This is a genomic window from Streptomyces sp. NPDC014006 (assembly GCF_043088925.1).
Classification (GTDB): domain Bacteria; phylum Actinomycetota; class Actinomycetes; order Streptomycetales; family Streptomycetaceae; genus Streptomyces.
Genome location: NZ_JBICAJ010000013.1, coordinates 139,813 through 165,721 on the forward strand (window position 1 = coordinate 139,813; position 25,909 = coordinate 165,721).

At 71.0% G+C, this 25,909-nt stretch carries 23 protein-coding genes and 1 tRNA gene; 21 read left to right on the top strand and 3 right to left on the bottom strand.

The annotated features are described in order from the left end of the window. Positions 1 to 87 precede the first annotated feature (87 nt). Both ACF1GV_RS34760 and ACF1GV_RS34765 read left to right on the top strand, forming a co-directional pair. Positions 88 to 534: an SRPBCC family protein gene (locus tag ACF1GV_RS34760; protein WP_391689042.1), complete on the top strand. Its 447-nt coding sequence runs from the start codon at positions 88 to 90 to the stop codon at positions 532 to 534. Between the two features lie 39 nt (positions 535 to 573). Beyond that, positions 574 to 645 (top strand) — tRNA-Val (locus ACF1GV_RS34765). 46 nt (positions 646 to 691) lie between these two features. On the opposite strand, the gene ACF1GV_RS34770 is transcribed toward ACF1GV_RS34765, so the two are convergent. Then, on the bottom strand, positions 692 to 1,417 hold the full coding sequence (locus ACF1GV_RS34770; protein WP_391689405.1) for a 3'-5' exonuclease: 726 nt from the start codon (positions 1,415 to 1,417) through the stop codon (positions 692 to 694). 168 nt (positions 1,418 to 1,585) lie between these two features. Between ACF1GV_RS34770 and ACF1GV_RS34775 the strand changes: the two genes are divergently transcribed. The 4 genes from ACF1GV_RS34775 (at position 1,586) to ACF1GV_RS34790 (ending at position 6,206) form a co-directional block, all read left to right on the top strand. Then, complete coding sequence (locus tag ACF1GV_RS34775) at positions 1,586 to 2,152, top strand: DUF4365 domain-containing protein (protein WP_363265005.1); 567 nt, start codon at positions 1,586 to 1,588, stop codon at positions 2,150 to 2,152. Further along, positions 2,149 to 3,357, top strand: a complete 1,209-nt coding sequence (locus tag ACF1GV_RS34780) for a hypothetical protein (protein WP_391689045.1) — start codon at positions 2,149 to 2,151, stop codon at positions 3,355 to 3,357. Before ACF1GV_RS34775 ends, ACF1GV_RS34780 begins: the two co-directional genes overlap by 4 nt. 240 nt (positions 3,358 to 3,597) lie before the next feature. Beyond that, a complete protein-coding gene (gene thrS, locus ACF1GV_RS34785; protein ID WP_391689048.1) occupies positions 3,598 to 5,574 on the top strand; it encodes a threonine--tRNA ligase in 1,977 nt (658 codons plus the stop codon). An 83-nt stretch (positions 5,575 to 5,657) separates the two neighbouring features. Beyond that, a complete protein-coding gene (locus ACF1GV_RS34790; RefSeq protein WP_363265008.1) occupies positions 5,658 to 6,206 on the top strand; it encodes an HIT domain-containing protein in 549 nt (182 codons plus the stop codon). A 42-nt stretch (positions 6,207 to 6,248) separates the two neighbouring features. Here the strand turns inward: ACF1GV_RS34790 and ACF1GV_RS34795 are convergent, their stop codons facing one another. Then, on the bottom strand, positions 6,249 to 7,904 hold the full coding sequence (locus ACF1GV_RS34795; protein ID WP_391689408.1) for a hypothetical protein: 1,656 nt from the start codon (positions 7,902 to 7,904) through the stop codon (positions 6,249 to 6,251). 184 nt (positions 7,905 to 8,088) lie between these two features. Next, complete coding sequence (locus tag ACF1GV_RS34800) at positions 8,089 to 10,287, bottom strand: elongation factor G-like protein EF-G2 (RefSeq protein WP_391689051.1); 2,199 nt, start codon at positions 10,285 to 10,287, stop codon at positions 8,089 to 8,091. Positions 10,288 to 10,558: 271 nt separating this feature from the next. Between ACF1GV_RS34800 and pgsA the strand changes: the two genes are divergently transcribed. The 15 genes from pgsA to relA all read left to right on the top strand — a co-directional run bounded on the left by pgsA (position 10,559) and on the right by relA (position 25,871). Beyond that, positions 10,559 to 11,239: a phosphatidylinositol phosphate synthase gene (gene pgsA / locus ACF1GV_RS34805; protein WP_391689053.1), complete on the top strand. Its 681-nt coding sequence runs from the start codon at positions 10,559 to 10,561 to the stop codon at positions 11,237 to 11,239. Beyond that, positions 11,236 to 12,144, top strand: a complete 909-nt coding sequence (locus ACF1GV_RS34810) for a phosphatidylinositol mannoside acyltransferase (RefSeq protein WP_391689056.1) — start codon at positions 11,236 to 11,238, stop codon at positions 12,142 to 12,144. Before pgsA ends, ACF1GV_RS34810 begins: the two co-directional genes overlap by 4 nt. After that, the gene (locus ACF1GV_RS34815; protein WP_391689059.1) at positions 12,141 to 13,307 is read left to right on the top strand and encodes a glycosyltransferase family 4 protein; all 1,167 of its coding nucleotides are present in this window, start codon (positions 12,141 to 12,143) and stop codon (positions 13,305 to 13,307) included. The genes ACF1GV_RS34810 and ACF1GV_RS34815 overlap by 4 nt, the downstream gene beginning before the upstream one ends. A 124-nt stretch (positions 13,308 to 13,431) precedes the next feature. Further along, positions 13,432 to 13,974, top strand: coding sequence for a hypothetical protein (locus ACF1GV_RS34820; RefSeq protein WP_391689062.1), 543 nt, complete (start codon positions 13,432 to 13,434; stop codon positions 13,972 to 13,974). 170 nt (positions 13,975 to 14,144) lie between these two features. Further along, entirely contained in the window at positions 14,145 to 15,050 is a 906-nt protein-coding gene (pdxS, locus tag ACF1GV_RS34825; protein WP_391689064.1) for a pyridoxal 5'-phosphate synthase lyase subunit PdxS, read from the top strand. Positions 15,051 to 15,084: 34 nt separating this feature from the next. Next, positions 15,085 to 15,681 (top strand): pyridoxal 5'-phosphate synthase glutaminase subunit PdxT, encoded by a 597-nt coding sequence (pdxT, locus tag ACF1GV_RS34830; RefSeq protein WP_363265015.1) that lies wholly within the window; start codon positions 15,085 to 15,087, stop codon positions 15,679 to 15,681. Between the two features lie 57 nt (positions 15,682 to 15,738). Next, a complete protein-coding gene (locus ACF1GV_RS34835) occupies positions 15,739 to 16,491 on the top strand; it encodes a YebC/PmpR family DNA-binding transcriptional regulator (protein WP_391689067.1) in 753 nt (250 codons plus the stop codon). Between the two features lie 125 nt (positions 16,492 to 16,616). After that, complete coding sequence (gene ruvC / locus ACF1GV_RS34840; protein ID WP_391689069.1) at positions 16,617 to 17,156, top strand: crossover junction endodeoxyribonuclease RuvC; 540 nt, start codon at positions 16,617 to 16,619, stop codon at positions 17,154 to 17,156. Beyond that, complete coding sequence (ruvA, locus tag ACF1GV_RS34845) at positions 17,153 to 17,758, top strand: Holliday junction branch migration protein RuvA (protein ID WP_391689072.1); 606 nt, start codon at positions 17,153 to 17,155, stop codon at positions 17,756 to 17,758. The genes ruvC and ruvA overlap by 4 nt, the downstream gene beginning before the upstream one ends. Before the next feature lie 42 nt (positions 17,759 to 17,800). Beyond that, a complete protein-coding gene (ruvB, locus tag ACF1GV_RS34850; protein ID WP_391689075.1) occupies positions 17,801 to 18,871 on the top strand; it encodes a Holliday junction branch migration DNA helicase RuvB in 1,071 nt (356 codons plus the stop codon). Between the two features lie 197 nt (positions 18,872 to 19,068). After that, on the top strand, positions 19,069 to 19,587 hold the full coding sequence (gene yajC / locus ACF1GV_RS34855) for a preprotein translocase subunit YajC (protein WP_391689078.1): 519 nt from the start codon (positions 19,069 to 19,071) through the stop codon (positions 19,585 to 19,587). Between the two features lie 136 nt (positions 19,588 to 19,723). Beyond that, positions 19,724 to 21,514: a protein translocase subunit SecD gene (gene secD / locus ACF1GV_RS34860; protein ID WP_391689081.1), complete on the top strand. Its 1,791-nt coding sequence runs from the start codon at positions 19,724 to 19,726 to the stop codon at positions 21,512 to 21,514. Positions 21,515 to 21,517: 3 nt separating this feature from the next. Continuing rightward, complete coding sequence (gene secF / locus ACF1GV_RS34865; protein WP_391689084.1) at positions 21,518 to 22,624, top strand: protein translocase subunit SecF; 1,107 nt, start codon at positions 21,518 to 21,520, stop codon at positions 22,622 to 22,624. Further along, entirely contained in the window at positions 22,621 to 23,160 is a 540-nt protein-coding gene (locus ACF1GV_RS34870) for an adenine phosphoribosyltransferase (protein ID WP_391689087.1), read from the top strand. Before secF ends, ACF1GV_RS34870 begins: the two co-directional genes overlap by 4 nt. Before the next feature lie 173 nt (positions 23,161 to 23,333). Then, a complete protein-coding gene (gene relA / locus ACF1GV_RS34875; protein ID WP_391689090.1) occupies positions 23,334 to 25,871 on the top strand; it encodes a GTP pyrophosphokinase in 2,538 nt (845 codons plus the stop codon). Positions 25,872 to 25,909: the final 38 nt, after the last annotated feature.

The window sequence follows — 25,909 nt, forward strand, 5'->3', positions numbered from 1 at the left end:
TGCCGTGTCACGCCGTACGGCATGAGCGCACGTACTCAGAACGTACTCAGGTCCCGGTCAGGGGCCCCGGGCGGGCAGACTCGGCGTATGGACTGGACGCACTACCGCTTCCTCAGCGAGTGGCCCCTGCCCGCCCCGCCGGCCGCCGTCCTCGCCGCCCTGGAGCGGGCCGAGGACTATCCCCGCTGGTGGCCCCAGGTGCGCACGGTGACCCGGCTCGACGACGCGACGGGCGTGATCACGATCCGCTCCCGGCTGCCGTACGCCATGACGTTCACCGCGCGGTCGGTGCGCCGCGACGCGGCGGCCGGCGTGCTGGAGATCGCGATGTCCGGCGACATCGACGGCTGGGCGCGCTGGACGGTCACCCCCGCCGGCCCCGGCAGCCTCGCCCACTACGAGCAGGTCGTCGAGGTGAACAAGCCGCTGCTGAGGCGCCTGGCCGTGCCCGGACGGCCGCTGTTCCGCGCCAACCACCGGCTGATGATGCGCGCCGGGCGGCGCGGACTAGTGGCGTATCTCGGAACGGTTTGAAGGAAGCGCGCCGACACCTGTATTGTTCAGTGCGTTCCCGGGCGATTAGCTCAGTGGGAGAGCGCTTCGTTCACACCGAAGAGGTCACTGGTTCGAACCCAGTATCGCCCACCGGGAGGAAGGCCGGTCCGCAGCAGCGGGCCGGCCTTCCGCGTTCTCACGCCGCCGCCGGCAACTCCGGTCGCAGCGGCCATGCCGGGTCCACTTCCTCCTCCGAACCGCTGCGCGCGAACCACGCCTGCAGACCGCGGGCCTGTGCCGCGTGCCAGGTCGCCTGCAGGGTGTGCAGCTCGGCGGGGGTCAGCCGCTCCAGCCGCGCGGCGAACCGGCGGCCCAGGGCCCGTACGACCTCCAGCGCGGCCAGCGCGTCCGCCGCCGCGTCGTGCGCCTCGTCCAGCGTGACGCCGTAGTGCGCGCACAGGTCGGTCAGCGTGCGGCGGCCCTTGCGGTAGCGGTCCAGATGCTTGTCCAGCACCCGTGGGTCCAGCACCAGCAGCGGGGCCCGCTCGAACCAGCGGTCCAGGCTGGAGGCCCGGTGCCGGCGCAGCTCACGGTCCAGCAGCGTCAGGTCGAACGGCGCGTTCATCACCACCAGCGGGCGGCGGGCCAGCGCCTGTTCGGCCAGATGCTCGGCCATCTCGTACATCACCGGCGCCGGCCAGCGGCCGTTGCGCTGCAGATGATCCTCCGTCAGTCCGTGCACCGCCGTCGCCTCCTGCGGCACCGGAACGCCCGGGTTGACCAGCCAGCGGCTCACCCGCGGCCGGTAGCCCGGACCGTCCTGGACGACGAGGGAAGCCGACACGATCCGGTCGGTCTCGACGTCCACACCCGTGGTCTCCGTGTCGAAAGCGGCCAGGGGCCCCTCGTACCAGCACGCCATACCCAACAACCCCTCGTTCACCGTCGGCAGTTGACGCATCGTCTTCTGCCCGTTTCGGTGATACCCGGGCTGTTTGCGCCGTACGCCGGAAGGAGACAACAGGAGTACGGGTCTTTGCAGTTCAGCGGCCCGCAGCGGGGAATCACTTTGCGTGGAAGGCTGTTCGCCATGGCGATAGCGCAGCCCGAGCGGGGCGGGCTGCTGCCCGATCGCACGGCCACCCTTCGCGGCACACTCGCCACCACCGCCTGCATGGAGACACTGCAGGTGGGCTATCTGCACGCGGTCGCGGCGGCCGCGGGGTGCTCGCTGTCCCAGCCGTTCCCGGACAACGGCATCGACTGGCACGTCAGCCATGGCTCGCCCGGGCACACCGTGGACGACGAGGTCACCATCAAGGTGCAGCTGAAGGCCACGTACCAGGTCGCGCCCCATCCGCCGGGCCGCTCCTTCTCCTTCACGCTCGACAACGACCACCTGCGCAAGCTCGCCCGCACACCGGTCTCCGTGCACAAGATCCTCGTCGTCATGATCGTCCCGCGGTCCCAGGACCAGTGGCTGCGCGCCGGCCACGACCGGCTCGACCTGCGGCACTGCTGCTACTGGGTCAACCTCGCCGGGCACCCGATCACCGGGCGGAACCGCACCACCGTGCGGATCCCGACCTCGCGCATCTTCGACGACCGGGCGCTGTGCGAGATCATGACGCGGGTCGGGACGGGAGGCAGACCATGACCCACCGCCCACTGCGGGACGTCCCGCGGGCCCACCCCGAGATCTTCCCGGAGCGGCCGCCCGCGCCCGGCGACGTCGACCCGGCCGTCCTCACCGCCCTGCTGCACCGGCACGGCTGGCAGCGCCGCGGCGGCGCCCCCGGCCGCTACGGCCGCTGGACACCGCCCGGGCCGGGCGGGGCCGGCACCAGCCTGCTCGTGCCGGTCAGCCGCGCCTTCCCCGACAGCGACGACCTGCTCGGCGAGGCGCTCGACGCGCTGGCCCGCAGCGGTACGCCGTCCGCGCGCGAGGTGCTCGTCTCCCTCGCCGTGCCGAGCGACGAGATCCGCTGGTGGCGCGACGCCCCGCCCGCGGGACCGGCCGGCAGCGCGGCCTGGACCGCCGACGAGCGGCTGCGCGGCGCCGCCCGGCGGATGCTGCTCGCGGCGGCGCTGGCCACACGGGCGCGGGCCGGGTACCACGGGGCCCGGCACCGCCGGCCGGCCGCCGCGCTGCTGGACCACGTGCTGGTCGGGGCAGGGGGCGACGGCACCGGCCTGACCGCGTTCGCGCCGGTCGCTTCCGCCCGTCCGCTGGCCGTGCGGCTGCAGCAGGCGCTGTACGCGGCGCGCGAGGCCGTCGACTACCAGCGCGCCACGGGCGGCATGGACGCGTTCGACGGCGCGGTGCAGGCGGGGGTCAGCCGGGAGTTCACCGAGGCGTTGATCGCGCTCGTGGAGGGGACGGAGGGGGCGCGGGTCGCGGTGCAGTGGGCGCCGGGGGCGGGGATTCCGGAGGGCTGCGCGGCGGACGGGGAGCCGGTGGAGTTCTCGCCGGGGGATCTGACGGTGCTGCGGGAGGCCGGGGCGCGCTATCTGCGTGCCGAGCCCGCGGTGCCGGTGGTTCTGACGGGGACCGTGGTGCGGATGCGCCGCGCCGCCCCGCGCGGCGAGGGGACGATACGGCTGCGCGTCCTCGCCGGCGCGGAGGTTCCGCACGTACGGCTGACCCTCGACGAGGAGGACTACCGCATCGCCGGGCACGCGCATCTGGTGGGGCTGCCGGTCCGGGTCCACGGACGGCTGGAGAGGCGGGGCGGCTTCCGCCGGCTCACGGGGGTGTCGGGGGTGGTGCCGGTCGAGGTGGACGAGGCGGAGCGGGACCGGCTGATCAAGTCGCTCCAGGAGAACCTGGACTTTTTCGAGGAGGCGTGCGGAGGGGACTGAGCGGGATGCCTGCCGGCGGCTGGTCGCGGGCGCCTGCGGCGCCTGTGCGGGTGCGTCGTGGCGGCCGGTCGCGCGGTTCCCCGCGCCCCTGGGCGGGCCGCACTCACCCTCGGTCACGAGCCCACCCTGGCTCGCTCCCCGCACCGGTTTCGCCTCCGGGGGCATCGGGTCGGTACGATCCTTACTCGTGCGTGCGCTCCGGTATGGCGCCGCATCCCCACCTTCAGTCAGGAGAGACCGGTGTCAGACGTCCGTGTGATCATCCAGCGCGATTCCGAGCGGGAAGAACGCGTGGTGACGACGGGCGCTACGGCCGCGGACCTCTTCGCCGGCGAGCGCTCGATCATCGCCGCGCGCGTGGGCGGCGAGCTGAAGGACCTCACCTACGTCCTCCAGGACGGCGAGACCGTCGAGGGCGTCGAGATCTCTTCCGAGGACGGCCTCGACATCCTGCGCCACTCCACCGCGCACGTGATGGCCCAGGCAGTGCAGGAGCTCTTCCCCGAGGCGAAGCTCGGCATCGGCCCGCCCGTCAAGGACGGCTTCTACTACGACTTCGACGTCGAGAAGCCCTTCCATCCCGATGACCTCAAGGCCATCGAGAAGAAGATGCAGGAGATCCAGAAGCGCGGGCAGAAGTTCGCCCGCCGCGTGGTCAGCGACGAGCAGGCTCGCGAGGAGCTGGCGAACGAGCCCTACAAGCTGGAGCTGATCGGCCTCAAGGGTGCCGCCTCCAGCGACGACGGCGCGGACGTCGAGGTCGGCGCCGGCGAGCTGACGATCTACGACAACCTGGACGCCAAGACCGGCGAGCTGTGCTGGAAGGACCTCTGCCGCGGTCCGCACCTGCCCTCCACCCGCCTGATCCCGGCGTTCAAGCTGATGCGCAACGCGGCCGCCTACTGGCGGGGCAGCGAGAAGAACCCCATGCTGCAGCGCATCTACGGCACCGCCTGGCCCTCCAAGGACGAGCTGAAGGCCCACCTCGACTTCCTCGCCGAGGCCGAGAAGCGAGACCACCGCAAGCTGGGCAGCGAGCTCGACCTGTTCTCCATCCCGGAGCAGATCGGCTCCGGCCTCGCCGTCTTCCACCCCAAGGGCGGCATCATCCGCCGGGTCATGGAGGACTACTCGCGGCGCCGCCACGAGGAAGAGGGCTACGAGTTCGTCTACACCCCGCACGCCACGAAGGGGAAGCTCTTCGAGACCTCGGGCCACCTGGACTGGTACGCCGACGGCATGTACCCGCCCATGCAGCTCGACGAGGGCGTGGACTACTACCTCAAGCCCATGAACTGCCCGATGCACAACCTGATCTTCGACGCGCGCGGGCGTTCGTACCGTGAACTGCCGCTGCGCTTCTTCGAGTTCGGGACCGTGTACCGGTACGAGAAGTCGGGTGTCGTGCACGGTCTGACCCGTGCGCGCGGCTTCACGCAGGACGACGCGCACATCTACTGCACCCGCGAGCAGATGTCGTCGGAGCTCGACAAGACGCTCACCTTCGTCCTCGGCCTGCTCCGCGACTACGGCCTGACCGACTTCTACCTGGAGCTGTCCACCAAGGACCCGGAGAAGTACGTCGGGACGGACGAGGCCTGGGAGGAGGCGACCGAGACGCTGCGCCAGGTCGCCGAGAAGCAGGGCCTGCCCCTGGTTCCCGACCCGGGCGGCGCCGCGTTCTACGGCCCGAAGATCTCCGTGCAGACCAAGGACGCCATCGGCCGCACCTGGCAGATGTCGACCATCCAGCTCGACTTCAACCTGCCCGAGCGGTTCGACCTGGAGTACACCGGCGCCGACGGCACCAAGCAGCGTCCGGTGATGATCCACCGCGCGCTGTTCGGCTCCATCGAGCGGTTCTTCGCGGTGCTCCTGGAGCACTACGCGGGCGCCTTCCCGGCCTGGCTCGCTCCCGTCCAGGCGATCGGCATCCCGATCGGCGACGCCCACGTCGACTACCTCCAGCAGTGGGCGAAGGCCGCGAAGGAGAAGGGCCTGCGGGTCGAGGTGGACTCCTCCTCCGACCGTATGCAGAAGAAGATCCGCAACGCCCAGAAGCAGAAGGTGCCGTTCATGGTCATCGCGGGTGACGAGGACATGGGCCACAACACGGTGTCCTTCCGCTACCGCGACGGCTCCCAGGAGAACGGCATCCCGTTCGATGAGGCCATCGCGAAGATCATGAAGGTCGTCGAGGAGCGGGCGCAGATCTGACCCCGCTGTGAGCAGGCCCCCGGTGACTCGATGTCGCCGGGGGCCTTGCCCTGTCCCTCACCCGGACGCCATATGCTGCACGCATGACGAGTGAGCCGGAACAGCAGATCGGAGTGGGGACGCAGGACGCGTTCCAGCGCCTGTGGACGCCCCACCGGATGGCCTACATCCAGGGCGAGAACAAGCCGACCGGCCCGGGGGCGGACGACGGCTGCCCCTTCTGCTCACTCCCGGCCAAGTCCGACGAGGACGGGCTCATCGTCAGGCGGGGCAAGCAGGTGTACGCGGTGCTCAACCTCTACCCGTACAACGGCGGCCACCTCATGACCGTGCCGTACCGTCACGTCGCCGACTACACCGACCTCACGGAGACCGAGACCGCGGAGCTCGCGGAGCTGACCAAGCAGGCCATGACGGCGCTGCGCACCGCCTCCGGAGCGCACGGCTTCAACATCGGCATGAACCAGGGCTCGGTGGCCGGCGCGGGCATCGCGGCCCACCTGCACCAGCACATCGTCCCCCGCTGGGGCGGCGACACCAACTTCATGCCGGTGGTCGGCCACACGAAGGTGCTGCCGCAGCTCCTGGCCGACACCCGCAAGATGCTCGCGGAGGCCTGGCCGGCGGCGTGATGTGACCGGGCTGCCCGCAGCCTGCGTGGCTGCGGGCACCGCTCACGCGTCGTAGACGTCCGCCTTCTTCGGCGACACGTCCTGGACCGCCGTGCTGAGGAACGCCGAGCGCGTGCCGAACTTCTCCGTGTCCGCCCCGTTCTCCTCCAGCACCTTGATCGCCGCCGCGTGCACCACGCGCAGGACCGGCGTCGCCGCCCGCAGCGCGTCGTCCGCCATGAAGCGGTGCCGCCACGGCTGGTCCGCCCACGCGTGCCGCAGACCGAACGGCTCCGGCAGCCCTATCGTGCCGCCGAGCCACTTCAGCGCCGGGGGATACCAGGTCAGCGGCGCCCGCACCGCCAGCCGGACCACCTCGTCGGTGGTGACCAGGGGCAGGTTGATCTTGCGGGTCTCCCACGGCTTGAAGGACTTGGCGACCTCCTTGGTGGGCGCCTCCGGCTTGGTCGTGAACAGCGGATTGACCGGCCCCAGCGCATGCCCGGTGACCTCGATGCGCAGCGTCGCGTGCAGCACCGTCACGGTGATCAGCATGGTGATCACCAGCTGCCCGTCCCACAGCGTCCACTGCACGCCCAGGTAGTGCCGGTCACCCGCGCCGAACTGCTGCTTGTTGCAGATGTCCTGTATCGCGTGCGACTTGACCTGGTAGGCCTCGACGTCCGTGCCCGACGGCCGGGCCACCTCCTTGGCGTTCTCACCGATCGGCGTGACGATCCAGTGCCGTAGGGACGGGGCGGGGAAGCCGCCGGTGTTCAGGGGGCCGCGCTCCAGCATGCGCAGCTGGTCGTGGATCGAGCGGATCACGTCCCAGCTGCGGAAGGGGTGGATCTCCCGGCCGGGATCGGCCGGCACCAGCTCCTCGGCGAGCTGCCACGAGCCCCAGCGGGTGCCCATGCCGAGGATGCCCTTGGGGCCTGCGTAGAAGACCGAGTTCGACTGCTGCTCGGCGCCGAGCCGGGCCAGGGACTGGCGCAGCTGCTCGGCGGCGGTCTCACGGGGGCCGGTGGGCACGGCCTCGGGCACCTTGGCGCCGACGCTGCTGCCCGACAGCAGGCTGTTCCAGCGCTCCCGGAGGTCCACGGCGGTGCGCTCGCAGATCCGCCGGGCCCAGAACCAGCCGACCACCGGCATCACCACGGCGGCTCGGGCGTACCAGCCCCAGAAGCCGCTGAACGGCATGCGGAGCAGAAAGACCACGGCGAGCGCGGCCACCGCGACGAGCAGGGTGGTCGCCAGAGCCGAGGCACGCCTGTTGTCCGTCTTGTCGATGGTGGTACGGATCTGGAAGACCAGCAGCCAGACCAGGAACCCGGGCAGGAAGAGCACTCCGCACAGCATGATCGCCGCGGTGAGCCGGTTGTCGCGGTCCCGGCGGATGTTGTTCGCCGCCAGGCAGTGCTCGACGACCACCTGCGGTTCGGCGCCGAAGGACTGGATGAGCGGCTTGCGGCCCTCGCCGATCATGCGGTCCACGACCGCGCGGGCGAACGCCTCGCCCAGGTTCGGCCGGAACAGCGCGAGCTTGCCGGGTTTCACCTCCGACTGGTGCCACTCGTTGTCGGCCTTCTTTATCTCCTCCATCGGGTTGTCCCGGTAGGCCGCGGAGGCCAGCGCGAACGTCGCCGTCTGGCCCGCATCGCCGGTGCGCGGCACCTGTGGCCCGAAGAAGTCCGCGTAACCGCCGTCCACGCTCATCCCCACCCCCGGTCGCCGCATTGCTCGCTTCTGCGGCCTTCCCGACTTCCGTCCTGCGCACACCTGTTGATCAGGTCATCAGCGTATCCGCACACACTGACATCCGTCGGCGGACGGCTGAAGGAGCCGCCCGCCGAGCCGGAAGAGCCCCGCCCGCACGCCGGTTGTGCGCGGGCGGTGCCAACTATGAAGCCGCGCGCTCCTGTTCCCGGATCCGTTCGGCGACCTGCGCCGGCATCGGCTCGTGCCGCACGTAGCGGCGGTCGAAGCGCGCCGTGCCGTGGGACATCGACCGCAGATCGATGGCGTACCGCCCGATCTCGATCTCGGGGACCTCGGCCCGCACCAGGGTGCGCCCGCCGCTGGTCTGCTCGGTGCCCAGTACCCGGCCACGCCGGCCGGACAGGTCGCTCATCACGGCGCCCACGTACTCGTCGCCGATCAGCACGGACACCTCGGCCACCGGCTCCAGCAGATGGATCTTCGCGTCGGCAGCGGCCTCCCGCAGGGCGAGCGCGCCGGCGGTCTGGAACGCGGCGTCGGAGGAGTCCACCGAGTGCGCCTTGCCGTCGAGCAGCGTGACCCGCACGTCGATCAGCGGGTGGCCGGCCACGACCCCCTTGGCCGCCTGCGCCCGCACACCCTTCTCCACCGACGGGATGAACTGCCGGGGGACGGCCCCGCCGACCACCTTGTCGACGAACTCGATGCCCGAGCCGCCCGGCAGCGGTTCCACCTCGATCTCGCAGATGGCGTACTGCCCGTGCCCGCCGGACTGCTTCACGTGCCGGCCGCGCCCGGCCGACTTGTTCGCGAAGGTCTCCCGCAGCGACACCTGGTGCGGTACGACGTCGACCTGGACTCCGTAGCGGCTGCGCAGCCGCTCCAGCGCGACGTCGGCGTGCGCCTCGCCCAGGCACCACAGCACCACCTGGTGGGTGTCCTGGTTCTGTTCCAGGCGCATCGTCGGGTCCTCGGCGACCAGCCGCGCCAGGCCCTGGGACAGCTTGTCCTCGTCGGCCTTGCTGTGCGCCTGGATGGCCAGCGGCAGCAGCGGGTCCGGCATCTGCCAGGGCTCCATCAGCAGCGGATCGTCCTTGGCGGAGAGCGTGTCCCCGGTCTCGGCGCGGGTGAGCTTGGCCACGCACACCAGGTCGCCCGCGACGGCGTGCGCCACCGGCCGCTGCTGCTTGCCGAACGGGGCGGACAGGGCGCCGATCTTCTCGTCGACGTCGTGGTCCTCGTGGCCGCGGTCGGCCAGGCCGTGCCCGGAGACGTGGAGGGTCTGTTCGGGGCGCAGGGTGCCGGAGAAGACGCGGACCAGGGAGATCCGGCCGACGTAGGGGTCGGAGGAGGTCTTGACGACCTCGGCGACCAGCGGTCCGTCGGTGTCGCACGGCTTGAGCTCGCGCGGCGCGCCGTCGATGGTGGTCACCGCGGGTGTGGGGTGCTCGAAGGGGGTCGGGAACCCGCCGGTGATCAGCTCCAGCAGCTCCACCGTGCCGATGCCCTGCTTGGCGCCCTCGGCGGCCGGGGCGGCGGCCAGGACGGGGAAGAACGTGCCGCGTGCCACGGCCCGCTCCAAATCCTGGATCAGTGTCTTCAGCTCGACCTGCTCGCCGCCGAGATAGCGGTCCATGAGGGTCTCGTCCTCGCTCTCGGCGATGATCCCCTCGATCAGCCGGTTGCGGGCCTCGGTGAGGTCCGACAGCTGGTCCTCGCCGGGTTCGGACTCCTTGCGCTCACCGGAGGAGTAGTCGAACAGCTTCTGCGTCAGCAGCCCGGCCAGACCGGTCACGGGCGCGTGCCCGTCGGGTCCCTGGGAGCCGTGCAGGGGCAGGTACAGCGGCAGCACGGCGTCGGGGTCGTCACCGCCGAACGCCTCGGCGCAGATCCGGGTCATCTCCTCGAAGTCCGCGCGGGCCGCTTCCAGGTGCGTGACGACGATCGCGCGCGGCATGCCGACGGCCGCGCACTCGTCCCACACCATGCGCGTCGAGCCGTCCACCCCGTCGGAGGCCGAGACGACGAAGAGGGCCGCGTCCGCCGCGCGCAGACCGGCCCGCAGTTCCCCGACGAAGTCGGCGTATCCCGGGGTGTCCAGCAGATTGATCTTGATGCCGTCCCATTCGACGGGTACCAGGGACAGCTGCACCGAGCGCTGCTGGCGGTGCTCGATGTCGTCGTGGTCGGAGACGGTGCCGCCGTCCTCCACGCGGCCCGCCCGGTTCACCGCTCCCGCGGTCAGCGCGAGAGCCTCCACCAGAGTCGTCTTGCCCGATCCGGAGTGGCCGACCAGCACCACATTCCGAATGGACGCGGGGTGGTCGGCCGCCGTAGCCCTGCCGGCGGCTCCGGGGTGGGATTGTGCCTTGTCGCCCATGATCCTGCCTCCCGTGCACGGTGAGGTCACTGTGGGCGCGGACACGCGGGAGGCCGCGTGTGGGCGGCTCCGGCGACGCCCGCGTCCTTCGAGCTTTCCACTCCCGTAACGCCGCGTCCATACGAGGGACGCGAGCGCGGCGGCGCCCGGCGTGCGCGATGTGTGACACGGCTGCGGGTGCCCGGCCCTCGCCCGTACGCGCGCGTGGCTACGATGGGCCAGCCGGGGGCCAGCAGGGGCCGCACGGCGACACCGACCAGTCGGGAAGGCCATGCTGAACAAGTACGCGCGTGCTTTCTTCACGCGTGTTCTCACGCCGTTCGCCGCGTTTCTCATCCGCCGGGGGGTCAGCCCCGACACGGTCACGCTGATCGGCACCGCCGGAGTGATCGCCGGAGCGCTGGTCTTCTACCCCCGGGGCGAGTTCTTCTGGGGCACGGTCGTGATCACGCTCTTCGTCTTCTCCGACCTGGTCGACGGCAACATGGCGCGCCAGCTGGGCCGCTCCAGCCGCTGGGGCGCCTTCCTTGACTCCACGCTCGACCGGGTCGCCGACGGCGCGATCTTCGGCGGCTTCGCGCTCTGGTACGCCGGACACGGCGACGACAACGTGCTGTGCGCGGTGTCGATCTTCTGCCTGGCCAGCGGTCAGGTGGTGTCCTACACCAAGGCGCGCGGCGAGTCGATCGGGCTGCCGGTCGCCGTCAACGGGCTCGTCGAGCGGGCCGAGCGGCTGGTGATCTCGCTGGTCGCGGCCGGTTTCGCGGGCCTGCACAAGTTCGGGGTGGCGGGCATCCAGTACCTCCTGCCGGTCGCGCTGTGGATCGTCGCCGTGGGCAGCCTCGTCACGCTGATCCAGCGGGTCGTCACCGTGCGCCGCGAGTCGGCGGAGGCGGAGGCCGCGGCCGCCGCGACGCCCGGTGAGCCGCAGGGGAGGGAGACGGCGAAGTGAGCGCCCAGGAGCGGCTGACCGACGCCCTGTACGGCCTCGGCTGGGGCACCGTGAAGAAACTCCCCGAGCCGGCCGCGGTGCGCCTCGGCCGGACCGTCGCCGACCTCGCCTGGAAGCAGCGCGGCAAGGGCGTCGAGCGGCTGGAGTCCAACTACGCGCGCGTGGTGCCCGGCGCGAGCCCGGAACGGCTCGCCGAGCTCTCCCGCGCGGGCATGCGCTCCTATCTGCGCTACTGGATGGAGTCCTTCCGGCTGCCGGCCTGGAGCGCCGAGCGCATCAAGGCCGGCTTCGACCCCAAGGACCTGCACTACCTCACCGAGGGCATGGCCGCCGGCAAGGGCGTGATACTCGCCCTGCCGCACCTGGCCAACTGGGACCTGGCCGGCGCCTGGGTCACCACGAAGCTCGGCATCCCGTTCACCACGGTCGCCGAGCGCCTCAAGCCGGAGACGCTCTACGACCGCTTCGTCGCCTACCGCGAGGGCCTGGGCATGGAGGTCCTGCCGCACAGCGGCGGCTCCGCCTTCGGCACGCTCGCGCGCCGGCTGCGCGACGGCGGCCTGGTCTGCCTGGTCTCCGACCGCGACCTGTCCTCCTCCGGGGTCGAGGTCGACTTCTTCGGCGACACGGCCCGGATGCCCGCCGGGCCCGCCCTGCTGGCCCAGCAGACCGGCGCCCTGCTGCTGCCGGTGACCTTGTGGTACGACGACTCGCCGGTCATGCGGGGCCGGGTGCATCCCCCGATCGACGTCCCCGAGTCAGGCACGCGCGCCGAGAAGACGTCCTCCATGACACAGGCGCTGGCCGACGCCTTCGCCACGGGGATCGCCGACCATCCTGAGGACTGGCACATGCTGCAGCGGTTGTGGCTCGCTGATCTCGACCCGTCGAAGGGGACCGCGTGAGGATCGGCATCGTCTGCCCGTACTCCTGGGACGTGCCCGGCGGCGTCCAGTTCCACATCCGCGACCTCGCCGAGTACTTCATCCGGCTCGGCCACGAGGTGTCCGTGCTCGCCCCGGCCGACGACGACACGCCCCTGCCGCCGTACGTCGTCTCCGCGGGGCGTGCGGTGCCGGTGCCGTACAACGGCTCCGTCGCCCGCCTCAACTTCGGTTTCCTGTCCGCCGCGCGAGTGCGGCGCTGGCTGCACGACGGCGCGTTCGACGTCGTGCACATCCACGAGCCGACCTCGCCGTCGCTGGGGCTGCTGACCTGCTGGGCGGCGCGCGGTCCGATGGTCGCCACCTTCCACACCTCCAATCCGCGCTCCAAGGCGATGATCGCCGCGTACGCCATCCTGCAGGCCGCGCTGGAGAAGATCAGCGCGCGGATCGCGGTGAGCGAGTACGCGCGGCGCACGCTGGTGGAGCACCTCGGCGGGGACGCCGTCGTCATCCCGAACGGCGTGGACGTCGACTTCTTCGCCAAGGCCGAGCCCAACCCCGCGTGGCAGGGCGACACCCTCGGCTTCATCGGCCGTATCGACGAACCCCGCAAGGGCCTGCCGGTGCTGATGAGGGCGCTGCCCAAGATCCTCGCCGTCCGGCCGCAGACCCGGCTGCTGGTCGCCGGGCGGGGCGACGAGGAGGAGGCGGTGGCCTCGCTGCCGGCCGAGCTGCGCTCCCGGGTGGAGTTCCTCGGCATGGTCAGCGACGAGGACAAGGCCCGCTTCCTGCGCTCCGTCGACCTGTACGTCGCGCCCAACACCGGCGGCGAGAGCTTCGGGATCATCCTGGTCGAGGCGATGTCGGCGGGCGCGCCCGTGCTCGCCTCCGACCTCGACGCCTTCGCCCAGGTGCTCGACCAGGGCAAGGCGGGCGAGCTGTTCGCCAACGAGGACGCCGACGCGCTCGCCGAGGCCGCCGTACGGCTGCTGGAGGACCCGGCGCGCCTGGCGGAACTGCGCGAGCGCGGCAGCACCCACGTCCGGCGCTTCGACTGGTCCACGGTCGGCGCGGACATCCTGTCGGTGTACGAGACGGTGACGGCCGGCGCGGCCGCGGTGGCCGCGGAGGACACGGGGCCGACGGGACTGCGGGCCCGGTGGGGGCTGGCGCGGGACTGAGAGGGCCTTTGCGGGGCTGGTTTCCCCGCGCCGGAACGAGGCAGCCGGCGGCAGGCCCCGCTGATGCCCGCGGGGCCGTGCGGGCCGGAGGTTCGCGGGTGGCGCGCCGGTAAGGTGGCCGCCCGTGACCGCAACCCTCATCTGGACCCTCGTCGTCCTTGTCGCGATCGGCCTGTACCTGAGCTGGACCGCGGGGCGGCTGGACCGGCTGCACGCGCGGATCGACGCCGCCCGCGCCTCCCTGGACGCCCAGCTGCTGCGGCGGGCCTCGGTGGCGCAGGAGGTGGCGACCTCGGGTGTGCTGGACCCGGCCGCGTCGATCGTCCTGTACGAGGCCGCGCACGCCGCCCGGCAGGCCGAGGAGGAGCAGCGCGAGGTCGCCGAGAGCGATCTGAGCCAGGCGCTGCGCGCGGTGTTCGCCGAACGCGAGCAGCTGGAGGCCGTCCGCGAGGCGCCCGGGGGAGAGCAGGCGGCCCACGAGCTGACGGAGGCCGTGCGCCGCGTCCCGATGGCCCGCCGCTTCCACAACGACGCGGTCGGCGCGGCCCGCCGCCTGCGCGAGCACCGCAAGGTCCGCTGGTTCCGCCTCGCCGGCCACGCCCCGTTCCCGATGGCCTTCGAAATGGACGACGAGCCTCCGGCCCCCTTGGCGGACCGCTCCGCCTGACCCGGCCGGCCCCCGCAGCGCGCACCGCCCTCCGCATACGATTCCGTTCCGGACAGACCGCTTCCGGCCAAAAGGAGCCACCGGGTTTTCATTGGCCCTTGCAGTGGACTGGTCCCGTCACGTTTCCTCAGTGCTGCAGTAACCCCTCTTTTCCTTCAGTGAGGTCACCCGTGTCCAGCACCGAGAACCAGGCTCCCGAGATCGGTACCGCCCGCGTCAAGCGCGGCATGGCCGAGCAGCTCAAGGGCGGCGTGATCATGGACGTCGTCACGCCGGAGCAGGCGAAGATCGCCGAGGACGCGGGCGCCGTCGCCGTCATGGCCCTCGAGCGGGTCCCGGCCGACATCCGCAAGGACGGCGGCGTGGCCCGCATGTCCGACCCGGACATGATCGAGGGCATCATCGACGCCGTCTCCATCCCGGTCATGGCCAAGTCCCGCATCGGCCACTTCGTCGAGGCCCAGGTCCTGCAGTCCCTCGGCGTCGACTACATCGACGAGTCCGAGGTGCTCACCCCGGCCGACGAGGTCAACCACTCCGACAAGTGGGCCTTCACCACCCCCTTCGTCTGTGGCGCCACCAACCTGGGCGAGGCCCTGCGCCGTATCGCCGAGGGTGCCGCGATGATCCGCTCCAAGGGCGAGGCCGGCACCGGCAACGTCGTCGAGGCCGTCCGCCACCTGCGCCAGATCAAGAACGAGATCGCCCGCCTGCGCGGCTACGACAACAACGAGCTGTACGCCGCCGCCAAGGAGCTGCGCGCCCCCTACGAGCTGGTCAAGGAGGTCGCCGAGCTGGGCAAGCTCCCGGTGGTCCTCTTCTCCGCCGGTGGCGTCGCCACCCCGGCCGACGCGGCCCTGATGCGCCAGCTCGGCGCCGAGGGCGTGTTCGTCGGCTCCGGCATCTTCAAGTCCGGCGACCCGGCCAAGCGCGCCGCCGCCATCGTGAAGGCCACCACCTTCTACGACGACCCGAAGATCATCGCGGACGCGTCCCGCAACCTCGGCGAGGCCATGGTCGGCATCAACTGCGACACCCTCCCCGAGACCGAGCGCTACGCCAACCGCGGCTGGTGAGCACCCCGGTCACGCCACTACAGGTAAGCCACTCATGAACACTCCTGTCATCGGCGTCCTGGCTCTCCAGGGCGACGTCCGGGAGCACCTCATCGCCCTGGCCGCGGCCGACGCCGTGGCCAGGCCGGTGCGGCGCCCCGAAGAGCTCGCCGAGGTCGACGGTCTCGTCCTCCCCGGCGGCGAGTCCACCACCATCTCCAAGCTGGCCGTCCTGTTCGGCCTGATGGAGCCCCTGCGCGCACGCGTGCGTGCCGGCATGCCCGTCTACGGCACCTGCGCCGGCATGATCATGCTCGCCGACAAGATCCTCGACCCGCGCTCGGGCCAGGAGACGATCGGCGGCATCGACATGATCGTGCGCCGCAACGCCTTCGGCCGCCAGAACGAGTCCTTCGAGGCGTCGGTCGACGTCAGGGGCGTCGAGGGCGCTCCCGTCGAGGGAGTCTTCATCCGCGCCCCCTGGGTGGAGTCCGTCGGCGCCGGCGCCGAGGTGCTCGCCGAGCACGAGGGCCACATCGTCGCCGTGCGTCAGGGCAATGCGCTCGCCACGTCGTTCCACCCGGAGCTGACCGGCGACCACCGCGTGCACTCGCTGTTCGTCGACATGGTGCGCGCGAACGGGACGCCGTAGTCCTTGTAGGATTCCAGGCGTTCGTACAGAGATTGGTTACGCGAAGGAGACAGGCAGATGTCCGGCCACTCTAAATGGGCCACGACGAAGCACAAGAAAGCCGTGATCGACGCCAAGCGCGGCAAGCTCTTCGCGAAGCTGATCAAGAACATCGAGGTCGCGGCGCGCACGGGCGGCGCGGACCCCGAGGGCAACCCGACGCTGTACGACGCCATCCAGAAGGCGAAGAAGTCGTCGGTCCCGAACAAGAACATCGACTCCGCGGTCAAGCGCGGCGCGGGCCTGGAGGCCGGTGGCGCCGACTACGAGACGATCATGTACGAGGGTTACGGCCCGAACGGTGTCGCGGTGCTCATCGAGTGCCTCACCGACAACCGCAACCGCGCCGCCTCCGAGGTCCGCGTCGCCATGACCCGCAACGGCGGCTCCATGGCCGACCCGGGCTCGGTGTCGTACCTGTTCAACCGCAAGGGCGTGGTGATCGTCCCCAAGGGTGAGCTGAGCGAGGACGACGTCCTCGGCGCGGTCCTGGACGCCGGTGCCGAGGAGGTCAACGACCTCGGTGAGACCTTCGAGGTCATCAGCGAGGCCACCGACCTGGTCGCCGTGCGCACCGCCCTGCAGGACGCCGGCATCGACTACGACTCCGCCGAGGCCAACTTCGTCCCGACCATGCAGGTCGAACTGGACGAGGAGGGCGCGAAGAAGATCTTCAAGCTGATCGACGCGCTCGAGGACAGCGACGACGTGCAGAACGTCTTCGCCAACTTCGACGTCAGCGACGAGATCATGGAGAAGGTCGACGCGTGACGCTCCGCTGAAACGAGCGGAATGGCAGCGGGCCGGTGGGACACGTCCACCGGCCCGCCGTCATTGTCAGTGGGACCCGATAGCCTGCACAAACAGGTGATCGAGGGATCCGAGGGAGGGGTGCGGTGCGCGTATTGGGGGTGGACCCCGGACTGACGCGGTGCGGTGTCGGCGTCGTCGAGGGGGTCGCGGGCCGGCCGCTCACCATGCTCGGCGTCGGAGTCGTCCGCACGCCGGCGGACGACGACCTCAGCCACCGCCTCCTCGCCGTCGAGCAGGGCATCGAGCAGTGGCTGGACGAGCACCGGCCGGAGTTCGTCGCCGTCGAGCGCGTCTTCAGCCAGCACAACGTACGCACCGTCATGGGCACCGCCCAGGCCAGCGCCGTCGCCATGCTGTGCGCCGCCCGCCGTGGCATCCCGGTCGCCCTGCACACCCCCAGCGAGGTCAAGGCCGCCGTCACCGGCAGCGGCCGCGCCGACAAGGCGCAGGTCGGGGCCATGGTCACCCGGCTGCTCAGACTCGCCTCGCCGCCCAAGCCCGCCGACGCCGCCGACGCCCTCGCGCTCGCCGTCTGCCACATCTGGCGCGCCCCCGCCCAGAACCGGCTCCAGCAGGCCGTCGCCCGGCACACCGTCCCCGTATCGAAAGGCCGAACGGCATGATCGCCTTCGTCAGCGGCACGGTCGCCGCGCTCGCCCCCGACGCCGCGGTGGTGGAGGTCGGCGGGGTCGGCATGGCCGTCCAGTGCACGCCGAACACACTGTCCACGCTCCGGATGGGCCGGCCCGCCAAGCTGCACACGTCCCTCGTCGTCCGCGAGGACTCCCTCACCCTGTACGGCTTCGCCGACGACGACGAGCGCCAGGTCTTCGAGCTGCTGCAGACCGCGAGCGGAGTCGGACCGCGCCTGGCCCAGGCGATGCTCGCCGTGCACACCCCGGACGCGCTGCGCCGCGCCGTCGCCACCGGTGACGAGAAGGCGCTCACCGCCGTCCCCGGCATCGGCAAGAAGGGCGCCCAGAAGCTGCTGCTGGAGCTGAAGGACCGGCTCGGCGAGCCCGTCGGGGCGCCCGCCGTCGGCGCCCCGGTCTCCCAGGGCTGGCGCGACCAGCTGCACGCCGCCCTGATCGGGCTGGGCTACGCGACCAGGGAGGCCGACGAGGCGGTGACCGCCGTCGCACCCCAGGCCGAGGCCGCGGGCGGCACGCCCCAGGTCGGGCAGCTGCTGAAGGCCGCCCTGCAGACCCTGAACCGCGCCCGCTGACCGCATCGCGCCCGCTGACCCCGATAGCCGAAGGCACACCACATGAACTGGGACGACGCCACCGACACCCCCGCCCCCGACCGGCTGGTGGACTCTGTCGCCGACCGTGAGGACCAGGCCGTCGAGGCCGCCCTGCGCCCCAAGGACCTGGGCGAGTTCATCGGCCAGGAAAAGGTGCGCGAACAGCTCGACCTGGTGCTGCGCGCCGCCCGCGCGCGCGGCGCCACCGCCGACCACGTGCTGCTCTCCGGCGCCCCCGGACTCGGCAAGACCACCCTGTCGATGATCATCGCGGCCGAGATGGGCGCCCCCATCCGCATCACCTCGGGACCCGCCATCCAGCACGCCGGCGACCTCGCCGCGATCCTGTCCTCCCTTCAGGAGGGCGAGGTGCTCTTCCTCGACGAGATCCACCGCATGTCGCGGCCCGCCGAGGAGATGCTGTACATGGCCATGGAGGACTTCCGCGTCGACGTGATCGTCGGCAAGGGTCCCGGCGCCACCGCCATCCCGCTCGAACTGCCTCCCTTCACCCTGGTCGGCGCCACCACCCGCGCGGGCCTGCTGCCGCCACCCCTGCGCGACCGCTTCGGCTTCACCGCGCACATGGAGTTTTACGAGCCGCACGAGCTGGAGCGCGTCGTACACCGCTCGGCGCAGCTGCTGGACGTCGAGATCGACTCCGACGGCGCCGCCGAGATCGCCGGCCGCTCCCGCGGCACGCCCCGTATCGCCAACCGGCTGCTGCGCCGGGTACGCGACTACGCGCAGGTCAAGGCCGACGGCCTGATCACCCGCGACATCGCCGCCGCCGCCCTCGCCGTCTACGAGGTCGACGCGCGCGGCCTGGACCGCCTGGACCGGGCCGTGCTGCAGGCGCTGCTGAAGCTCTTCGGCGGCGGCCCCGTCGGCCTGTCGACCCTGGCGGTCGCGGTGGGGGAGGAGCGGGAGACGGTCGAGGAGGTGGCCGAACCCTTCCTGGTACGTGAGGGCCTGCTGGCCCGCACCCCGCGCGGCCGTGTCGCCACGCCGGCCGCCTGGGCCCACCTCGGCCTGACCCCGCCCCGCTCTTCGACGGCCGGAAACGGACAAGCAGATCTGTTCGGGGCATGACAGCAGGAGACGGTGCATGACGGAGGGACATCGGCGAGGGATTGGCGGGCGCAGGAACCCAGGTGCCATGCTGAGCGTTGTTCCTTGCGCGCGGACTCGCTTAGACTCCGCCGATGCCGCCTGTGACGGCAGCCCCCATACACCCCCCAGCCATCAGGCCGCTCACCATCGCGGTCGTGTGAAGGAAGTACCGACCCGTGAGTCTCGTGACCCTCCTCCCGTTCATCGTGCTCATCGGGGCCATGTTCCTGATGACCCGCTCCGCCAAGAGGAAGCAGCAGCAGGCCGCGGACATGCGGAACCACATGCAACCCGGTTCCGGCGTCCGCACCATCGGGGGCATGTACGCGACGGTCAAGGAGGTCAACGAGGAGACGGTCCTCCTTGACGCCGGTCCCGGTGTCGAACTCCTCTTCGCGAAGAACTCGATCGGCGCCGTCCTGAGCGACGACGAGTACAACCGCATCGTCCACGGCGTCGAGCACGACCTGAAGTCCGACGCCGACATCGTCCCCGACGACGCGTCCTCCCTCACCGAAGACGACGAGTCCGCCGCTGCCGCCTCCGAGGGCAAGATCGACCTCGGTAAGCAGGACGCCGCCGAGCGAGGCGAGGACGCGATCAAGGCCGCCGAGGACAAGGCCGACGCGGCCGAGGCGAAGGCTCAGGCCGACGAAGAGCCGAAGAAGTCCGAGGGCGACACCGACGCGAAGTAGTCGCGTCCCCGGAGCACGCGCCACGACCGTCGCGCGTGCCCTGTGCGACGTGCGCTTCTCGCAGGGGGTCCCAACCATGTCATGGCCGCCGCAGCGCTGACCCGGCGCGGGGCGGCCCGAGAGGGAGTACGAGAAGGTGGCAGCACCTAGAAAGGGCCGGAGCGCGAGCGCCCAGAGCAAGCCGTGGCGCGCGCTGGCCCTGATCCTGATCGCCATCGTGGCGCTCACCGGCGGGATGTTCGCCTCCGGGCACACCACCCCGCGCCTGGGCATCGACCTTGCCGGCGGTACGAGCATCACGCTCCGGGCGGTCCCCGAGGCCGGCCAGGAGTCCGCGATCAACAAGACCAACATGGACACCGCGGTCGAGATCATGGAGCGCCGCGTCAACGGTCTTGGTGTGTCGGAGTCCGAGGTCCAGACCCAGGGCAATCGCAACATCATCGTCAACATCCCCAAGGGCACGAACTCCGAGCAGGCGCGCCAGCAGGTCGGCACCACCGCCAAGCTCTACTTCCGCCCCGTCCTGGCCACCGAGCTCTCCGGCCCCGGCACGGCGACCCCGACGCCGAGCGGCACCGGCAACCCCTCGGCGTCGCCGAGCGGCAAGGCCAACGGCAAGGCCTCGGACAAGCCGGAGGCGACCGGCAAGGGATCGTCCTCGCCGTCCGCCCCCCGGTCGGCGAACGCCACCTCCCAGGGACGCGCCGTCTCCGACGCGCTGAAGGCGGACGCCACGCCGTCCGCGAGCAGCTCCGGCGGCTCCAAGCCGTCTCCCTCGCCGTCGAGCAGCGCTCCCGGTGACGCCACCTCCAAGCTCCAGGCGCGGTTCGCCGCTCTGGACTGCTCCAAGCCGGACCAGCGCGCCGCGGCCGGCAAGGGTGCCAAGCCCGGCGACCCGACCCTGGCCTGCGGCAACTCCAGCGGCCAGTGGCAGAAGTACATCCTCGGCCCGGCCGGCGTGGACGGCACCGACGTGAAGAAGGCGCAGGCCGTCTTCAACACGCAGAACGCCTCCGGCTGGACCGTCACCATGGAGTTCACCTCCAAGGGCGCGAAGAAGTTCGCCGACATCACCGGCAAGCTGGCCCAGCAGCAGACCCCGCAGAACCAGTTCGCGATCGTGCTCGACGGCAACGTCGTCTCCGACCCGTTCGTCCGCGAGGCGCTGACCGGCGGCAGCGCCGAGATCACCGGCCACTTCTCCCAGGAAGAGGCGCAGAGCCTGGCCAACATGCTGTCGTACGGCGCCCTGCCGCTGACCTTCAAGGAGGACAGTGTCACCACGGTGACCGCGGCGCTCGGCGGTGAGCAGCTCAAGGCCGGTCTGATCGCCGGCGCGATCGGTCTCGCCCTGGTCGTGATCTACCTGGTGGTCTACTACCGCGGTCTGGCGCTGATCGCCTGCGCCTCGCTGCTGGTGTCCGCCGCGCTCACCTACGTGATCATGGCGCTGCTCGGTCCGGCCATCGGCTTCGCGCTGAACCTGCCGGCCGTCTGCGGTGCCATCGTCGCCATCGGCATCACCGCGGACTCGTTCATCGTGTACTTCGAACGGGTCCGGGACGAGATCCGCGAGGGCCGCTCGCTGCGCCCCGCCGTGGAGCGCGGCTGGCCGCGTGCCCGGCGCACCATCCTCGTCTCCGACTTCGTCTCCTTCCTCGCCGCCGCGGTGCTGTTCATCGTGACGGTCGGCAAGGTGCAGGGCTTCGCGTTCACGCTCGGTCTGACCACCGTGCTCGACGTCGTCGTGGTGTTCCTGTTCACCAAGCCGCTGCTGACGCTCCTGGCCCGCCGGAAGTTCTTCGCCGACGGCCACAAGTGGTCCGGACTCGACCCCAAGAGCCTGGGCGCCAAGCCGCCGCTGCGCAGCACTCGTCGTTCCTCCCGTTCGGCCGCCGGCCCCGTCGACCCGAAGGAGGCGTGAGAGATGTCGAAGCTCGGCAACCTCGGCGCCCGGCTCCACCGTGGCGAAATCGGCTACGACTTCATCGGCAAGCGCAAGATCTGGTACGGCGTCTCGATCCTGATCACCATCACGGCCATCCTGGGCCTGGCGGTGCGCGGCCTGAACATGGGCATCGAGTTCCAGGGCGGTGCCGTCTTCACCACCCCGAAGAACATGTCCGTCTCGGTCGCGAGCGCCGAGAACTACGCGCAGGAGGCCTCCGGCCACGACGCGATCGTCCAGAAGCTCGGTGACGGCAGCCTGCGCATCCAGGTCGCGGGCATCGAGACCAGCGACGCCACCAAGATCAAGAACGAGCTGGCCAAGGACCTCAAGGTCGACGCGGAGAAGATCAACGCCGACCTGGTCGGCCCCAGCTGGGGCGAGCAGATCGCCAACAAGGCGTGGCAGGGTCTGGGCATCTTCATGGTCCTCGTCGTGATCTACCTGGCGATCGCCTTCGAGTGGCGCATGGCCGTGGCCGCGCTCGTCGCCCTGATCCACGACATCACCATCACCACCGGCATCTACGCCCTCGTCGGCTTCGAGGTCACGCCGGGCACGGTGATCGGTCTGCTGACCATCCTCGGTTACTCGCTCTACGACACGGTCGTCGTCTTCGACAGCCTCAAGGAGCAGACGAAGGACATCACCAAGCAGACCAGGTGGACCTACAGCGACGTCGCGAACCGCTCCATCAACGGCACCCTGGTCCGCTCCATCAACACCACGGTGGTCGCGCTGCTGCCGGTCGCGGGCCTGCTGTTCATCGGCGGCGGCTTCCTCGGCGCGGGCATGCTCAACGACATCTCCCTGTCGCTGTTCGTCGGCCTCGCGGCCGGTGCGTACTCCTCGATCTTCATCGCCACGCCGCTCGTCGCCGACCTCAAGGAGCGCGAGCCGCAGATGAAGGCCCTGCGCAAGCGCGTGCTGGCCAAGCGGGCCCAGGCCGGCTCCCAGGAGGAGTTCGCCGGCGCCCGCACCGGCGCCGCCGACTCCGACGACGCCGCACCGGCGGTCGTCGGCCCCCGCGACCAGTCCGCCGCCCGCAACCGCGGCCGTGGCCGACCCTCGGGGAAGCGCCGATGACGGAGATGCGAGAGCTGCTGCTCAGCCGTATCCGGGACGTGGCCGACTACCCGGAGCCGGGCGTGATGTTCAAGGACATCACCCCGCTGCTCGCAGACCCGGCGGCGTTCACCGCGCTCACCGACGCGTTCGCGGAGATCGCCGAGCGCACCCGCGCCACCAAGATCGTCGGCCTGGAGGCGCGGGGGTTCATCCTCGGCGCCCCCGTCGCCGTCCGCGCGGGCCTCGGCTTCATCCCGGTGCGCAAGGCAGGCAAGCTGCCCGGCGCCACCCTCGGCCAGTCCTACGACCTGGAGTACGGCTCGGCCGAGATCGAGGTGCACGCCGAGGACCTGACCGCCGACGACCGCGTCCTGATCGTCGACGACGTCCTCGCCACCGGCGGCACCGCCGAGGCCGCGGTCCATCTGATCCAGCGGGCGGGTGCCCGGGTCACGGGCGCCGCGGTGCTGATGGAGCTGAGCTTCCTCCAGGGCCGCCCGCGGCTGCAGGCCGCCCTCGGCGAGGCCCCGCTGGAGGCGCTGCTCACCGTCTGAGCGACCTGTCGTTCACCCGAGAGGCGGGCCCGGAGGAATCCGGCGCCCGCCCCTTGTGTTTTCGGGGTACACGGGTCGCACAGTGGCCTGCAGGCGATCCTGGAGCCCAGGCTCGCTACGATGGGGACTCCGGAGCCTGACCGGGGGACCCGGATCGCGCACGAGGAGTCCTCTTGCCAGACGAGGCCCAGCACCTGACCGCCGCCAAGCCCGAGCCCGTCCCGGGATCCGCGGCGCAGCCCGCGCCGACCGCGCCGCACGCGAAGAACGACACCCGCGGGCCGGTCCAGCACGCCCAGTCGGCGCCCGTCGACAAGCCGGCCGAGGAGACCCGCCCCAAGCCCGCGCCCCCCGAGCAGCCCATCAACGCTCCCGTGGTCCGCACGCCCGCGGCTCCGCCCGCCCGCTCCGGCTCCTCCAACCGCGTCCGCGCCCGTCTGGCCCGCCTCGGCGTCCAGCGCGCCAACCCCTACAACCCGGTCCTGGAACCGCTGCTGCGGATAGTCCGCAGCAACGACCCCAAGATCGAGAACTCCACGCTGCGCCAGATCGAGCGCGCCTACCAGGTCGCAGAGCGCTGGCACCGCGGCCAGAAGCGCAAGAGCGGCGACCCGTACATCACGCACCCGCTCGCCGTCACCACCATCCTCGCCGAGCTGGGCATGGATCCGGCCACCCTGATGGCCGGCCTGCTGCACGACACCGTCGAGGACACCGAGTACGGCCTGGAGGACCTGCGCCGCGACTTCGGCGACGTCGTCGCCCTGCTCGTCGACGGCGTCACCAAGCTGGACAAGGTCAAGTTCGGCGAGGCCGCGCAGGCCGAGACCGTGCGCAAGATGGTCGTCGCCATGGCCAAGGACCCGCGCGTCCTGGTCATCAAGCTCGCCGACCGCCTGCACAACATGCGCACCATGCGCTACCTCAAGCGCGAGAAGCAGGAGAAGAAGGCGCGCGAGACCCTGGAGATCTACGCGCCGCTCGCCCACCGCCTGGGCATGAACACCATCAAGTGGGAGCTGGAGGACCTCGCCTTCGCGATCCTCTACCCCAAGATGTACGACGAGATCGTGCGCCTCGTCGCCGAGCGTGCCCCCAAGCGCGACGAGTACCTGGCCAAGGTGATCGACGAGGTCCAGGGCGACCTGCGCGCCGCCCGCATCCGCGCCACCGTCACCGGCCGCCCGAAGCATTACTACAGCGTCTACCAGAAGATGATCGTCCGCGGCCGTGACTTCGCGGAGATCTACGACCTGGTCGGCATCCGCGTCCTGGTGGACACCGTCCGCGACTGCTACGCCGCGCTGGGCACCGTCCACGCCCGCTGGAACCCCGTTCCCGGGCGGTTCAAGGACTACATCGCGATGCCCAAGTTCAACATGTACCAGTCGCTGCACACGACGGTCATCGGACCCAGCGGCAAGCCGGTCGAACTGCAGATCCGCACCTTCGACATGCACCGCCGCGCCGAGTACGGCATCGCCGCGCACTGGAAGTACAAGCAGGAGGCCGTCGCCGGCGCCTCCAAGGTGCGCAACGACGCGCCGAAGACCGCCGGCAAGGGCAAGGACGACCACCTCAACGACATGGCGTGGCTGCGCCAGCTGCTGGACTGGCAGAAGGAGACCGAGGACCCGGGCGAGTTCCTGGAGTCCCTGCGCTTCGACCTGTCCCGCAACGAGGTCTTCGTCTTCACACCCAAGGGCGACGTCATCGCGCTCCCGGCCGGCGCCACCCCGGTGGACTTCGCCTACGCGGTGCACACCGAGGTCGGTCACCGCACCATAGGAGCCCGCGTCAACGGCCGGCTCGTTCCGCTGGAGTCGACCCTCGACAACGGCGACCTGGTCGAGGTCTTCACCTCCAAGGCAGCCGGTGCCGGACCGTCCCGTGACTGGCTCGGCTTCGTCAAGTCGCCGCGCGCCCGCAACAAGATCCGGGGCTGGTTCTCCAAGGAGCGCCGCGACGAGGCGATCGAGCAGGGCAAGGACGCAATCGTGCGGGCGATGCGCAAGCAGAACCTGCCGATCCAGCGGATCCTCACCGGCGACTCCCTGGTCACGCTCGCGCACGAGATGCGCTACTCCGACATCTCCGCGCTGTACGCGGCGATCGGCGAGGGCCACGTCTCCGCGCAGCACATCGTGCAGAAGCTGGTGCAGGCCCTCGGCGGCGAGGAAGCGGCCACCGAGGAGATCGACGAGACCGTCCCGACCCGCGGCCGCGCCCGCAAGCGCCGCAGCAGCAACGACCCCGGTGTCGTCGTCAAGGGCGTCGACGACGTGTGGGTCAAGCTGGCCCGCTGCTGTACGCCGGTGCCAGGCGACCCCATCATCGGCTTCGTCACGCGCGGCAGCGGCGTATCGGTTCACCGCAGCGACTGCGTCAACGTCGAGTCACTGTCGCGGGAGCCGGAGCGCATCCTCGAGGTCGAGTGGGCGCCCACCCAGTCCTCGGTCTTCCTGGTCGCCATCCAGGTCGAGGCCCTGGACCGCTCCCGGCTGCTGTCCGACGTCACGCGCGTGCTGTCGGACCAGCACGTCAACATCCTCTCCGCGGCCGTGCAGACCTCCCGCGACCGGGTGGCCACCTCCCGGTTCACCTTCGAGATGGGCGACCCCAAGCACCTGGGGCACGTCCTGAAGGCCGTACGCGGCGTCGAGGGCGTCTACGACGTCTACCGCGTCACCTCGGCCCGTCGGCCGTCGTAAGGCCCGCACAGGGCACGCAGAAGCCCCCGTACACCGTG

Excerpts from the sequence above, each read along its gene's own strand:
- ACF1GV_RS34760 (WP_391689042.1), top strand. The coding sequence starts at position 88 with ATGGACTGGACGCACTACCGCTTCCTCAGCGAGTGGCCCCTGCCCGCC.
- ACF1GV_RS34770 (WP_391689405.1), bottom strand. The coding sequence starts at position 1,417 with ATGGCGTGCTGGTACGAGGGGCCCCTGGCCGCTTTCGACACGGAGACC.
- ACF1GV_RS34775 (WP_363265005.1), top strand. The coding sequence starts at position 1,586 with ATGGCGATAGCGCAGCCCGAGCGGGGCGGGCTGCTGCCCGATCGCACG.
- ACF1GV_RS34780 (WP_391689045.1), top strand. The coding sequence starts at position 2,149 with ATGACCCACCGCCCACTGCGGGACGTCCCGCGGGCCCACCCCGAGATC.
- ACF1GV_RS34790 (WP_363265008.1), top strand. The coding sequence starts at position 5,658 with ATGACGAGTGAGCCGGAACAGCAGATCGGAGTGGGGACGCAGGACGCG.
- ACF1GV_RS34795 (WP_391689408.1), bottom strand. The coding sequence starts at position 7,904 with ATGAGCGTGGACGGCGGTTACGCGGACTTCTTCGGGCCACAGGTGCCG.
- ACF1GV_RS34800 (WP_391689051.1), bottom strand. The coding sequence starts at position 10,287 with ATGGGCGACAAGGCACAATCCCACCCCGGAGCCGCCGGCAGGGCTACG.
- pgsA (WP_391689053.1), top strand. The coding sequence starts at position 10,559 with ATGCTGAACAAGTACGCGCGTGCTTTCTTCACGCGTGTTCTCACGCCG.
- pdxT (WP_363265015.1), top strand. The coding sequence starts at position 15,085 with ATGAACACTCCTGTCATCGGCGTCCTGGCTCTCCAGGGCGACGTCCGG.
- ACF1GV_RS34835 (WP_391689067.1), top strand. The coding sequence starts at position 15,739 with ATGTCCGGCCACTCTAAATGGGCCACGACGAAGCACAAGAAAGCCGTG.
- ruvA (WP_391689072.1), top strand. The coding sequence starts at position 17,153 with ATGATCGCCTTCGTCAGCGGCACGGTCGCCGCGCTCGCCCCCGACGCC.
- ruvB (WP_391689075.1), top strand. The coding sequence starts at position 17,801 with ATGAACTGGGACGACGCCACCGACACCCCCGCCCCCGACCGGCTGGTG.
- secF (WP_391689084.1), top strand. The coding sequence starts at position 21,518 with ATGTCGAAGCTCGGCAACCTCGGCGCCCGGCTCCACCGTGGCGAAATC.
- ACF1GV_RS34870 (WP_391689087.1), top strand. The coding sequence starts at position 22,621 with ATGACGGAGATGCGAGAGCTGCTGCTCAGCCGTATCCGGGACGTGGCC.